Origin of the sequence: Amycolatopsis sp. NBC_01480, assembly GCF_036227205.1 — a bacterium.
In the GTDB taxonomy this organism is placed as follows: Bacteria; Actinomycetota; Actinomycetes; order Mycobacteriales; family Pseudonocardiaceae; genus Amycolatopsis.
The window spans coordinates 8,337,416-8,348,839 of the sequence record NZ_CP109442.1; the positions used below are offsets into that span (position 1 = coordinate 8,337,416).

12 protein-coding genes are annotated in these 11,424 nt (G+C 71.3%); 5 read left to right on the top strand and 7 right to left on the bottom strand.

The window, feature by feature from the left end; all coding sequences use genetic code 11:
• Window positions 1-27 precede the first annotated feature (27 nt).
• Window positions 28-996, bottom strand: coding sequence for an aldo/keto reductase (locus OG371_RS39255; protein ID WP_329061424.1), 969 nt, complete (start codon window positions 994-996; stop codon window positions 28-30).
• An 87-nt stretch (window positions 997-1,083) separates the two neighbouring features.
• Between OG371_RS39255 and OG371_RS39260 the strand changes: the two genes are divergently transcribed.
• The 4 genes from OG371_RS39260 to OG371_RS39275 all read left to right on the top strand — a co-directional run bounded on the left by OG371_RS39260 (window position 1,084) and on the right by OG371_RS39275 (window position 5,878).
• Entirely contained in the window at window positions 1,084-2,127 is a 1,044-nt protein-coding gene (locus tag OG371_RS39260) for an LLM class F420-dependent oxidoreductase (RefSeq protein ID WP_329061426.1), read from the top strand.
• Window positions 2,127-2,969 carry an undecaprenyl-diphosphate phosphatase gene (locus OG371_RS39265; protein ID WP_329061427.1) on the top strand — a complete coding sequence of 281 codons (843 nt, stop codon included), beginning with the start codon at window positions 2,127-2,129 and terminating at the stop codon, window positions 2,967-2,969. Before OG371_RS39260 ends, OG371_RS39265 begins: the two co-directional genes overlap by 1 nt.
• A 30-nt stretch (window positions 2,970-2,999) precedes the next feature.
• The gene (locus OG371_RS39270) at window positions 3,000-3,716 is read left to right on the top strand and encodes a histidine phosphatase family protein (RefSeq protein WP_329061429.1); all 717 of its coding nucleotides are present in this window, start codon (window positions 3,000-3,002) and stop codon (window positions 3,714-3,716) included.
• Between the two features lie 110 nt (window positions 3,717-3,826).
• The gene (locus tag OG371_RS39275; RefSeq protein WP_329073385.1) at window positions 3,827-5,878 is read left to right on the top strand and encodes a M3 family metallopeptidase; all 2,052 of its coding nucleotides are present in this window, start codon (window positions 3,827-3,829) and stop codon (window positions 5,876-5,878) included.
• Between the two features lie 100 nt (window positions 5,879-5,978).
• On the opposite strand, the gene OG371_RS39280 is transcribed toward OG371_RS39275, so the two are convergent.
• Window positions 5,979-6,560 carry a TetR/AcrR family transcriptional regulator gene (locus tag OG371_RS39280; protein WP_329061431.1) on the bottom strand — a complete coding sequence of 194 codons (582 nt, stop codon included), beginning with the start codon at window positions 6,558-6,560 and terminating at the stop codon, window positions 5,979-5,981.
• Window positions 6,561-6,653: 93 nt separating this feature from the next.
• Window positions 6,654-7,109, bottom strand: a complete 456-nt coding sequence (locus OG371_RS39285) for a MarR family winged helix-turn-helix transcriptional regulator (protein ID WP_329061433.1) — start codon at window positions 7,107-7,109, stop codon at window positions 6,654-6,656.
• Between the two features lie 112 nt (window positions 7,110-7,221).
• On the opposite strand from OG371_RS39285, the gene OG371_RS39290 reads away from it, so the two are divergent.
• Window positions 7,222-8,301 (top strand): epoxide hydrolase family protein, encoded by a 1,080-nt coding sequence (locus OG371_RS39290; protein WP_329061435.1) that lies wholly within the window; start codon window positions 7,222-7,224, stop codon window positions 8,299-8,301.
• Window positions 8,302-8,308: 7 nt separating this feature from the next.
• Here the strand turns inward: OG371_RS39290 and OG371_RS39295 are convergent, their stop codons facing one another.
• From OG371_RS39295 to OG371_RS39310, 4 genes are all read right to left on the bottom strand, one after another.
• Window positions 8,309-9,046, bottom strand: coding sequence for an SDR family oxidoreductase (locus OG371_RS39295; protein WP_329061437.1), 738 nt, complete (start codon window positions 9,044-9,046; stop codon window positions 8,309-8,311).
• A 96-nt stretch (window positions 9,047-9,142) separates the two neighbouring features.
• The gene (locus tag OG371_RS39300) at window positions 9,143-9,691 is read right to left on the bottom strand and encodes an AAA family ATPase (protein ID WP_329061439.1); all 549 of its coding nucleotides are present in this window, start codon (window positions 9,689-9,691) and stop codon (window positions 9,143-9,145) included.
• 70 nt (window positions 9,692-9,761) lie between these two features.
• Window positions 9,762-10,751, bottom strand: coding sequence for a malate dehydrogenase (locus OG371_RS39305; protein ID WP_329061441.1), 990 nt, complete (start codon window positions 10,749-10,751; stop codon window positions 9,762-9,764).
• A gap of 102 nt (window positions 10,752-10,853) precedes the next feature.
• Entirely contained in the window at window positions 10,854-11,411 is a 558-nt protein-coding gene (locus OG371_RS39310; protein ID WP_329061443.1) for a DUF3558 family protein, read from the bottom strand.
• Between the last annotated feature and the right edge of the window lie 13 nt (window positions 11,412-11,424).

An 11,424-nucleotide genomic window follows, 5' to 3' on the forward strand; every position in this document is an offset into this window, starting at 1 on the left:
CCGTGTCACTCAACAGACACCTGCGCTTCAATGCGGCCCCCGTTCCGGGTATCCGGTCTCGATGCCGCTGACGTCGTCGAGCGCGCTGCGGATGGCCGTCGGCAGGTTGAGCGCTTCGGCCGAGAGCGACCCGGTGAGCTGCCCGGTGTCGCGGGCGCCGACCACCGGCGCGACCACCCCCGGCCGGTCGCGCACCCAGGCCAGGGCCACCACCAGCGGCGACGTGCCGAGGCCCTCGGCGGCGGTGGCGACGGCCTGCACGATCCGGGCCGCGCGGTCGGTGCGGTGGTGCTCCACGTACCCGGCGAAAACGCTGGACGCGCCGCGCGAGTCGGCGGGCGTGCCGGTGCGGTACTTGCCGGTGAGCACGCCCCGGCCGAGCGGCGCCCACGGCAGCAGCCCGATCCCGTGGTGCCCGGCGGCCGGCACCACCTCGCGCTCGATTCCGCGCTCCAGCAACGAATACTCGAACTGGGCGGCGACGATCGGCGCGACCGCGGCGGCCCGGGCGGCGGCCGTGGCCAGCTGCCAGCCCGCGTAGTTGGAGACGCCGACGTAGCGCGCCTTGCCGCTGTTCACGGCGTACTCGAGGGCCGAGAGCGTCTCGTCGATCGGCACGCACGCGTCCCACGCGTGCAGCTGCCAGAGGTCGACGTGGTCGGTGCCGAGCCGGCGCAGCGAGCCCTCCAGCGCGGACAGCAGCGCCCCGCGGGACGCGCCGCCGCCGAACGGGCCCTCGGTGCGGCGGGCGACGGCCTTGGTGGCGAGCACGATGTCGTCGCGCGGCACCAGGTCGCCCAGCAGGCTGCCGAGCAGGCGCTCGGCCTCGCCCTCGGCGTAGATGTCGGCGGTGTCCACGAGCGTGCCGCCCGCGTCGACGAACGCGACGAGCTGGCTGGCCGCCTCGTCGGCGTCGGTGTCGCTGCCCCAGGTCATCGTGCCGAGGCCCATCCGCGAGACCCGCAGACCCGAACGGCCCAACTGTCGCTTCTCCACGACGGCCGAGCCTAGTGGTCCGGCCCGCCGGGACTTGACCAAGGTGACGCCGTGTCGCGGCGGCGGCCCCCGTTAGAGTCTCGAACCGTGCACATCGGACTCAGCCTGGGGTACGGGGGCGCGGGGGGCCACACCGCGAATCCGGCCCTGGCGCAGCGGGCGGACGCGCTCGGCTACGCCGTGGTGTGGGCCGCCGAGGCCTACGGCGCCGATGCCGTCACACTGCTCAGCTGGATCGCCGCGCGCACCGAGCGGATCGACGTCGGCAGCGCCGTGCTGCAGATCCCGGCGCGCAGCCCGGCGATGACCGGCATGACGGCCGCGACGCTCGACACCCTGTCCGGCGGCCGGTTCCGGCTCGGGCTGGGCGTTTCCGGCCCGCAGGTGTCCGAAGGCTGGCACGGGGTCCGGTTCGCCGACCCGCTCGGGCGGACCCGGGAGTACGTCGAGATCGTCCGCGTGGTCCAGTCGCGCCGCCGGGTGCGGTTCGAGGGCGAGCACTTCCGGCTGCCGCTGCCGGACGGCCCGGGCACGGTGCTGGGCCTGTCTTTCCGGCCCGAGCGCAAGCAGGTCCCGGTGTACCTCGCCGCGATGGGCCCGGGCAATCTGGCGCTGGCCGGGGAGGTCGCCGACGGCTGGCTGCCGGTCTTCTTCTCCCCGGAGCACGCGGGCGAGCAGCTGGCCAGGATCCGTTCGGGCGCCGAGAAAGCGGGCCGAACGCTGGACGGCTTCGACGTCGCGCCGATCGTGCCGCTGGCCGTGGGGGAGGACTGGCGGTCCTGCGCCGACGCGGTGCGCGCCCACGCGGCGCTGTACCTCGGCGGCATGGGGAGCCGGGAGCAGAACTTCTACAACCGGCTCGCCGCGCGGATGGGCTTCGAGGCCGAGGCGGCCGAGGTGCAGGAGAAGTACCTGGCCCGCGACTACGAGGGCGCGAAGGCGGCCGTGCCGCTGGAGTTCCTCGACGCTACGTCGCTGCTCGGGCCGGTGGACCGGATCGCCGGGCGGATGACCGAGTTCGCCGGCGCGGGCGTGACGACTCTTTCGGTGACCCCGTTCGGGGACACCGGCGGGCACGGGGCGGCGCTGATCGCGGCCGCCGAGGCATACGAGCGAGCGGGAGTGGCTTGATGGGGTGGTTCGAGGCGCTGGTGCTGGGCCTGGTGCAGGGGCTGACGGAGTTCCTGCCGATTTCCTCCAGCGCGCACCTGCGGATCGTCGCGGCGCTGGCCGGCTGGGACGACCCGGGGGCCGGCTTCACCGCGGTCACCCAGATCGGCACCGAGCTGGCCGTGATCCTGTACTTCGCGCCGAAGATCGGCCGGATCCTGCGGGCCTGGTTCTTCTCGATCTACCGGAAGGACTGGCGCCAGGACCCCGACGCCCGCCTCGGCTGGCTGATCATCGTCGGCTCGCTGCCGATCGTGGTGCTCGGCCTGCTGCTGCAGAACCAGATCGACACCGCGTTCCGCGAGTTGCGGATCACCGCCACGACGCTGATCGTGTTCGGCATCGTCCTGCTCATCGCCGACCGGGTGGCCAAGCAGCGGCGCACGCTCGACGACCTGACCGTGCCGCACGGCCTCGGCTTCGGCTTCGCCCAGGCGCTGGCGCTCATCCCCGGCGTCTCCCGCTCCGGCGGCACCACCAGCGCCGGGCTGCTGATGGGCTACACCCGGGCGGACGCGGCGGAGTACTCGTTCCTGCTCGCCCTGCCCGCGGTGTTCGGCTCGGGCCTGTACAAGCTCACCGACATCGGCAAGAACGGCGAAACCGCGCAGTGGGGCCCGACCATCCTGGCGACGCTGGTGGCGTTCGGCGTCGGCTATGTCGTGATCGCGTGGCTGATGTCCTACATCAAGACGCGCAGCTTCGTGCCGTTCGTGGTCTACCGGCTCGCGCTCGGCGTGGCGCTGTTCGTGCTGGTCTTCACCGGCGTGCTCGACCCCGGCGCGGGCCCGGTCGGCGGCTGACCGGCGGAGATCACCGGTTAGGGTGGCGTCGTGAGTACGGTCATCTTGCTGCGGCACGGGAAGTCCACCGCCAACGGCTCGGGGGTGCTGGCCGGCCGCACGCCGAAGGTGGGCCTCGACGACACCGGCCGGGCCCAGGCGGAAAAGCTGGTGGAGCGCCTGGCCGGGGTGCCGGTGGCGGAGCTGGTGGTCTCGCCGATGCTGCGCTGCAAGCAGACCGTCACCCCGCTCGCGGCCGAGCGCGGGCTGGCCAAGACCGTCGAGGCCCGGCTGTCCGAAGTGGACTACGGCGAGTGGACCGGCCGGGAGCTGAAGACGCTGGTCAAGGAGCCGCTGTGGCGCGTGGTGCAGGGGCACCCGTCCGCCGCGGTGTTCCCCGGCGGTGAAGGGCTGGCCTCGATGCAGAGCCGGGCCGTCGCCGCCATTCGCGCGCACGACGCCCGGATCACCGCCGAGCACGGCGACCACGCGGTGTGGATCGCGTGCAGCCACGGCGACGTGATCAAGGCGATCCTGGCCGACGCGCTCGGCCAGCACCTCGACGCGTTCCAGCGGATCGTGGTGGACCCCGCGTCGGTGTCGGTGATCCGCTACACCGAGACCCGCCCGTTCGTGCTGCGCGTCAACGACAACGGCGGCAGCCTGGCCGGCATCGCCCCGCCACCGCCGAAAGCCAAGGCCAAGCGCGGCCGCAAGACAAAGGCGGGCGAAAGCGACGCAGTGGTCGGCGGCAGCACCGGGCACTGAGCGCACGCGGGGCGGACGCGCGGCGCCGGGCGTCGCGAAGTGATCCTTTCGTCGGTCGGCGAACCCGTAGGGTGGGCGGGACCGACGTGAAGAACCAGGAGCACAACCCGATGATGTCGCCGGAGAACCCGTTCGCCACCCCGAGCGAGCTGCCCTACGCCCTGCCGCCCTTCGACCGGATCGCGGTGGAGCACTATCGCCCCGCGTTCGAAGAGGGGCTGAGCCGGCACAGCGCCGAGATCGAGCAGATCGCGGGCAACGCCGAAGAAGCCACGTTCGAGAACACCATCGTCGCGCTGGAGCGGGCCGGTGACCTGCTCGACCGCGTCGGCGGCACGTTCTTCAACATCGTGGGCTCCAACGCCACCGACGAGATCCAGGACATCCAGGCCGAGCTGGCCCCGCGGCTGGCCGCGCACGCCGACGCGATCCACCTGAACCCGCGGCTGTTCGCCCGGATCAGCGCGCTGCACGAGCGCCGCGAAAGCCTGGGCCTGGACGCGGAGTCGCTGCGGCTGCTGGAACGCCGCCACACCGACTTCAGCCGCGCCGGCGCCGGCCTGCCCGAGGCGGACCAGGAGCAGCTGCGCAAGCTGAACGGCGAGCTGTCCACGCTGCAGACCCGGTTCCAGCAGAACCTGCTGCGCGACACCAACGACCTGGCCGTGGTGATCGACGACGCCGCCGAGCTGGCCGGCCTGGACGCGGGCACCATCGCGACCGCCGCCGAGACCGCCGCGGACCGCGGCGAGGAGGGCAAGTACGTCCTCAGCCTGATCCTGCCGACCGCGCAGGCGGCCCTGGAGTCGCTGGAGAACCGCGCGGTGCGCGAGCGCCTCTTCACCGCTTCGGTCTCCCGCGGCAACCGCGGCAACGAGCAGGACAACAACGCGGTGGCCGCCGAGATCGTCCGCCTGCGCGCCGAGCGCGCGGCCCTGCTCGGCTACCCGAACCACGCCGCGTACGTGATCTCGGACGAGACGGCCAAGACCGCCGAGGCCGCCACCGGGCTGCTGGAGCGCCTGGCCCCGGTCGCCGTCGCGAACGCGCGCACCGAGGCGGCCGAGCTGCAGCGTCACCTCGAGGCCGACGTGCCTGGCGCGACCCTGAAAGCGTGGGACTGGGCGTTTTACGCCGAGAAGGTCCGCCGTGAGCGCTACCAGGTCGACACCGCCGCGCTGCGGCCGTACTTCGAGCTGAACCGCGTGCTGCACGACGGCGTCTTCTTCGCCGCCAGCCGGCTGTACGGGCTGAGCTTCACCGAGCGCCACGACCTGCCGAAGTACCACCCCGAGGTGCGGATCTTCGAGGTCTTCGACGCCGACGGCAGCGGCCTCGGGCTGTTCCTGATGGACTATTACGCGCGTGAGTCCAAGCGCGGCGGCGCGTGGATGAACAACTTCGTGGACCAGTCCGGGCTGCTGGGCGCCAAGACGGTCGTGGTGAACGTGCTCAACGTGAACCGGCCGCCGGCGGGGGAGCCGACCCTGCTGACCTTCGACGAGGTCACCACCGCGTTCCACGAGTTCGGGCACGCGCTGCACTCGCTGCTGTCCGGGGTGGAGTTCCCGGCCTTCTCCGGCACCAACGTGCCGCGCGACTTCGTGGAATACCCCTCGCAGGTCAACGAGATGTGGATGCTGTGGCCCGAGGTGCTCGCGAACTACGCGAAGCACCACGAGACGGGGGAGCCCCTCCCGGCCGAGCAGGTTGCGAAGCTGGAGGCCGCCGCGCAGTACGGCGAGGGCTTCAAGACCACCGAGTACCTGGCCGCGTCGCTGCTCGACCTGGCCTGGCACCGGCTCGGCGTGGACGACCGCGTCGAGGACGTCCAGCGCTTCGAGGCCGACGCGCTGGAGAAGGCCGGCGTCGCGCTGGAGAGCGTGCCGCCGCGCTACCGGACCACGTACTTCAACCACGTCTTCGGCGGCGGCTACAGCGCCGGGTACTACTCCTACATCTGGAGCGAGGTGCTCGACGCCGACACCGTGCTGTGGTTCACCGAGAACGGCGGCCTCAAGCGCGAGAACGGCGACCACTTCCGCGGCACCCTCCTGGGCCGCGGCGGCAGCGTCGACCCGATGGCGGCGTTCAGCGCCTTCCGCGGCCGCGAGCCGGAGATCGAGCCGCTGCTCAAGCGGCGCGGCCTCGCCGGTGCCTGAGGTAACTGTATAACGTCCTATACTGTCCGGGTCCATTGTGGACCCGGACAGTATTTGCGTTCGGCGCAGCCAAAAAACAGCTTTGACGGCCGGGGTCTGGCTAGCGGGGCAGCTGGTCCAGCCCGAGCGGCGCCGGTGGCGGCAGGGGAGTGTCCGCGCCGGGGGAGCCGGTCCGGAACGCGCGCAGGAAATGCGCCACCAGCCGGCGTGAGGTGGCCACCGCGGTGGCCGGGTCGATCCCGGTGGTGGCGCCGCAGTTGGCCAGTAGCACCACCGTCAGGTCGCTGGGGTGGAAGTCCGCGCGCAATTCCCCCGAGGCTTTGGCTCGCCGCACGACTTCGGCGAAGCCCTGCTCGGCCCGCCGGCGCACGCGTTCGAAGTCGACGGCGTCCGGGAAGGCCGTGAGGAAGGCTTCGGTGAAGCCGCGGTCGGTGGCCTGCGCCGTGCAGACCTTCTCGATCATCCGGCTGAAGCCGTGCCACGGGTCGGGGTCCGCGAGCGCGTCGTCGACCACCGAGGCGCACGCGGCCAGCTCGTCCTGGAACACCTCGGTGACCAGCGCGGCCCGGGTCGGGAACCGCCGGTACAGCGTGGCGGCGCCGACCCCCGCGTGCCGGGCGATCGTGCTCATCGGCACGTCGATGCCGCGCCGCGCGAACAGCTCGCGGGCCGCTTCGAGCACCCGGGTGCGGTTCTCGCGCGCGTCGGCACGCAGGGTCTGAGCGGTGATGACGCTCGCCTCCGCCGAAGTGGACGACTGCTTTCAGTTGACGCGTCAGCTTAGCTGATCGTGGTGGTCGAGCAGCTTGGACAGCAGCTCGGTCAACCGTTGTCGCTCCGTGGGGGACAGCGGAGCCAGCAGCTTGTCCTGGGTTTCGGCCAGCTGCTTTTCCAGCCGCCGCAACCGCCGCTTGCCCGCGGTGGTCAGCGAGATGACGTTGCGCCGCCGGTCGGCGGGGTCCGGGGCGCGCTCGAGAAGTTTTTGCTCGGCCAGATCGTTGATCGCCGCGACCATGTCGCTGAGGTGGATGCCGCTACGGCGGCCGAGCGTCGCCTGGCTGGCCGGGCCGAACTCCTCCAGCGTCGCCAGCAGGCGGTAGTGGTAGCCGTGGGCGTGCACGGCCGAGAACCCGTCAGCCACCAGGCGATGCGCGTGGCCGGCGGCCTGGGTGAGCAGCCAGCTGGGCAGGCTCTTCCACCGGGCGGACGGCTCCTGGGCGGGGTTCTCCATGGGGGTGAGCATAGCAAATCGTTCGTCTGACCAACGATCGTGCTATCGTTGGTCAGGCAAACGTTAGTCGCACAAACGTTAAGCCGCCGAACGAATCCGTGGAGCTGAGACCATGATCAAGCCGTTCCGCATCGCCATCCCCCAGGCCGGCCTCGACGACCTGGCCGACCGGCTCTCCCGCACCCGCTGGCCCAACGAGGTCGCCGACGCCGGGTGGGACTACGGCTTCCCGCTGGCGCGGCTGAGGGAACTGGCCGAATACTGGCGCACCGGCTACGACTGGCGTGCGCACGAGGCGAAGTTCAACGAGCTGCCGCACTTCACCACCGAGATCGAGGGCCAGAACATCCACTTCGTCCACGTCCGCTCGTCGAGATCGGACGCGCTGGCGCTGATCCTCACCCACGGCTGGCCCGGTTCGTTCGTGGAGTTCCTCGAGGTGATCGAGCCGCTCTCGCGCGAATTCCACCTGGTGATCCCGTCCATCCCCGGCTTCGGGTTCTCCGGCCCGACCCACGAGCGCGGCTGGGACGCCGCCCGGACCGCGCGGGCCTGGTTCGAGCTGATGCGCCGCCTGGGGTACGAGCGCTACGGCGCGCAGGGCGGCGACTTCGGCGCCGGCATCTCCCTCGCGCTCGGCGCCCTCGCGCCCGAGCACGTCGTCGGGGTGCACGTCAATTACCTGCCGACCCGGCCGGAGCCCGGCGTCGAGCTGTCCGAAGTGGACGAGGCCCGGCTGGACAAGGTCCGGCAGCTGATGGCGAACCGGCCGCCGTACCAAGCCTTGCAGGCGCTCACCCCGCAGACGATCGGCTACGCGCTGACCGACTCGCCGGTCGGCCAGCTGGTCTGGATAGCCGAGCGGTTCGCCCAGTGGACCGACCCCGCCACGCCGGTCGGCGACGATCGGCTGCTCACCGACGTCTCGCTGTACTGGCTGACCGCGACCGCCGCGTCGTCGGGCCGGTTTCACCACGACACGTCCCGGGGGAGTGGGCTGCCGTGCCGGGTGCCGCTCGGCGTGGCGGTGTTCCCGCACGACATCACGCTGTCCGTGCGGCCGCTGGCCGAGCGGCACTACGACATCAGGCACTGGTCGGAGTTCGAGCGCGGCGGCCACTTCGCCGCGATGGAGGTGCCGGAGCTGCTCGCCGGCGACGTCCGGGACTTCTTCCTGGCCCTCGTCGAGTGAAAACCCGTCAGCTGGGCACGCGGGCGACGTCCGGCTGCTCCGGGCCGTGGGGGATGTCGAAGGTGTCCTCGCCGGTTTGCAGCAGCCGGAGGACCACGCCCGCCACGTACTCCGGACGGTGCACCACCATGCCCGGCCGGGGCGGGACACCCAGCTTGAAGATGCCGTCACCGAACTCGGTCGCGGTGACCGAGGGCAGCAGCAGGGACACCGCGATGCCCTCGAGAGCCAGTTCTTCGCGCAGCACCGCGCTGAGCATGTTCACCGCGGACTTCGTTGCCGCATAAGCGCCGACACCGGTCGCGACGCGGCGCGTGGTGCCCGAGCTGACGTTCACGATCCGCCCGGAGCCCTGCGCCCGCATGGCCGGCAGGACCGCCTGCGTGACGCCCACCAGGCTGGCCACGTTCAGGTCGAGAATCCGGCGGTACTCGGCGATGTCGATGTCGGCGACCGCTCCCTGGATGCTGGCGCCGGCGTTGTTCACCAGCCCGTCGATGCGCTGGTGCCGGTCCAGCGTGGCCGCGACCAGAGCGCGTACCTGCGGGGGATCGGTGACGTCGGTGGGCACGGCGAGCGCCCCGCCGAGTTCCTCGCTCAACGCCGCCAATCGGTCGGCCCGACGCGCGGCGAGCACCGGGTTCGCCCCGGCGGCATGCAGTAACCGCGCGGTGGATTCGCCGATACCGGACGAGGCACCCGTAACGATCACGGTCTTACCGGCCAGCTCCAGAAGATCACTCATGGACATCACATTAGAGTGTATAACGCCCTATACCGCTGGCCGACCGTGGAAAAAACCTGACTTAGCCCAGCAGTCAGCTCGCCTCCAAAAGCACTGCTACGAAAGGGAATTCAGAACCACGGCGTAGGTCTGCTCGGGGTCGAGGCCCTCGGTGTCCAGGACCGTGCATGCGGGCCGGAGCGCGAGGTACTGGGCGACGTGATCGTGGATCCGGTCCAGCAGCCGGAGCCCGCCCCGCTCGGCGAGGATGTCGTCGATGTGGCGGCGCGTGCTGGAGTCCATGATGGACGCACGGGCCGAGTAGCGGTCGAAGGCGTGCTGTTTCGGTGCGGTGAGGACGATTTCGCGGTACTCGGCGCCGGCGTTGCGGGCCGCGGCTTCGAAACCTTCGACCTCGTGCAGGGCGGTGGCCAGCTGGGGCAGGACGACGTCGTGGCCGGCGCGCAGGTGGGTTTCGGCCATGGCCACGGCGAGTCGGCGGCCGACGGCCAAGGTGGCCGAGAAGTCCTCTCGCCAGCCGCCGATCAGCGGGAGCAGCTGGTCGGTGTCGAGGTCGAGTGCGCCGGAGTGGCGGTCGGCGTAGAGCCGGGCCACGGTGGACTTCCCGATGCCGGACGGGCCGTTGAGGTGGATCAGTCGGGGCATCCGCCGACCCTAGCGACGCCGAAGGCCGCCCGGAGCGGAACCGGGCGGCCTTCGGCGGGTCGGATCAGGCTCAGATGAGGCCGAGCTTCTTCACCGCGTCGCGCTCTTCGGCGAGCTCCGCGACGGAGGCGTCGATGCGGGCGCGGGAGAACTCGTCGATCTCCAGGCCCTGGACGATCTCGTACTTGCCGTCCTTGGCGGTGACCGGGAACGACGAGATGAGGCCTTCCGGGACGCCGTAGGAGCCGTCGGAGACGACGCCCGCGGAGGTCCAGTCGCCCTCGGGGGTGCCGGTGACCCAGGTGTGCACGTGGTCGATGGCAGCCGATGCGGCGGAGGCGGCCGAGGAGAGGCCGCGGGCCTCGATGATCGCCGCGCCGCGCTTGGCGACGGTGGGGATGAAGGTGTCGGCGAGCCAGGCCTGGTCGTTCACGGCCTCGACGGCGCTCTTGCCGGCGACCTCGGCGTGCGCGATGGACGGGTACTGGGTGGCGGAGTGGTTGCCCCAGATGGCGACCTTCTTGAGGTCGGTGACGGGCACGCCGAGCCGCTTCGACAGCTGCGCGAGGGCGCGGTTGTGGTCGAGGCGGGTCATCGCGGTGAAGCGCTCGGCCGGCACGTCGGGGGCGTGGGACTGGGCGATCAGGGCGTTGGTGTTGGCCGGGTTGCCCACGACGAGGACGCGGATGTCGTCGGCCGCGCCGGCGTTGATGGCCTCGCCCTGGGGCTTGAAGATGCCGCCGTTGGCCTCGAGCAGGTCGCCGCGCTCCATGCCCTTGCTGCGGGGGCGGGCGCCGACGAGCAGCGCGATGTTGGCGCCGGAGAAGGCCTGCTTGGGGTCGTCGAAGATGTCGATGCCGGCGACCAGCGGGAACGCGCCGTCGTCGAGTTCCATCGCGGTGCCCTCAGCCGCCTTGACCGCCTGCGGGATCTCGAGGAGCCGCAGCTTCACCGGGGTGTCCGGGCCGAGGAGCTGACCGGACGCGATGCGGAACAGCAGCGCGTAGCCGATCTGGCCGGCCGCACCGGTGACGGTGACGTTGACAGGGGCTTGGGTCATAGCGGGTTCTCCAGCTTGAGACGGCTTTGGCTAGTGAAAGTGATGCTAGCCCTCCCGGCGTTCGCCGTTCGGGTGCGTCCAGTCACTCTTCGCCCGTGCCGTTCAGGGCGTGGTCGGTGGTGCCGTGGTGGTGGGTCCGGGGAAGAGGTGCTGGGCGCGGACCTCGTGCACTACCGCGGTGCCGATGGTTTTGACGCGGGCGCAGGCGGAGTCGGTGGTCGAGGGCGGGGTGTCGCCCACGACGATCTCCATGACCGTCCCGTGTTCGGGGAAGACGACCGCGGCGCAGGCCGGCCTGGAGTCGCTCTTGCCGGAGACGGCGGTCGCGCCGTCGAGGTCGATGTTGGCGACCGAGGTGGGGAAGGCCTGGGCGAAGTCGACGAGGGTGCTCTGGTCCCAGCGGACCAGGACCATGATCGAGAAGTGCGTGGAGGTCCACGAGCAGCTGCGCGAGGTCTGGGCTTTGTTCGAGGACACCTGCTTCAGGCCGTTCGTGGTGATCACGGGTTGGGGGAGGAATGAGCAGGGTTCGGCGTCGCGGGTGCTCGTGGGCGGCGGGGGTGCGCTTCGTGCGGGCGTTTCGGCTCCACCGCACCCGCTGAGGAGCACGACGGCGAGTAGTGCGGCCGCGGACGGTAGGGCAGCAGTCAGGCGCGTCATTCGCGGAAAGGTA

What these genes read in the sequence shown, in the direction of transcription:
- OG371_RS39265 (WP_329061427.1), top strand. Translation starts at nt 2,127, where the DNA reads ATGGGGTGGTTCGAGGCGCTGGTGCTGGGCCTGGTGCAGGGGCTGACG.
- OG371_RS39310 (WP_329061443.1), bottom strand. Translation starts at nt 11,411, where the DNA reads ATGACGCGCCTGACTGCTGCCCTACCGTCCGCGGCCGCACTACTCGCC.
- OG371_RS39295 (WP_329061437.1), bottom strand. Translation starts at nt 9,046, where the DNA reads ATGAGTGATCTTCTGGAGCTGGCCGGTAAGACCGTGATCGTTACGGGT.
- OG371_RS39285 (WP_329061433.1), bottom strand. Translation starts at nt 7,109, where the DNA reads ATGGAGAACCCCGCCCAGGAGCCGTCCGCCCGGTGGAAGAGCCTGCCC.
- OG371_RS39275 (WP_329073385.1), top strand. Translation starts at nt 3,827, where the DNA reads ATGATGTCGCCGGAGAACCCGTTCGCCACCCCGAGCGAGCTGCCCTAC.
- OG371_RS39300 (WP_329061439.1), bottom strand. Translation starts at nt 9,691, where the DNA reads ATGCCCCGACTGATCCACCTCAACGGCCCGTCCGGCATCGGGAAGTCC.
- OG371_RS39305 (WP_329061441.1), bottom strand. Translation starts at nt 10,751, where the DNA reads ATGACCCAAGCCCCTGTCAACGTCACCGTCACCGGTGCGGCCGGCCAG.
- OG371_RS39290 (WP_329061435.1), top strand. Translation starts at nt 7,222, where the DNA reads ATGATCAAGCCGTTCCGCATCGCCATCCCCCAGGCCGGCCTCGACGAC.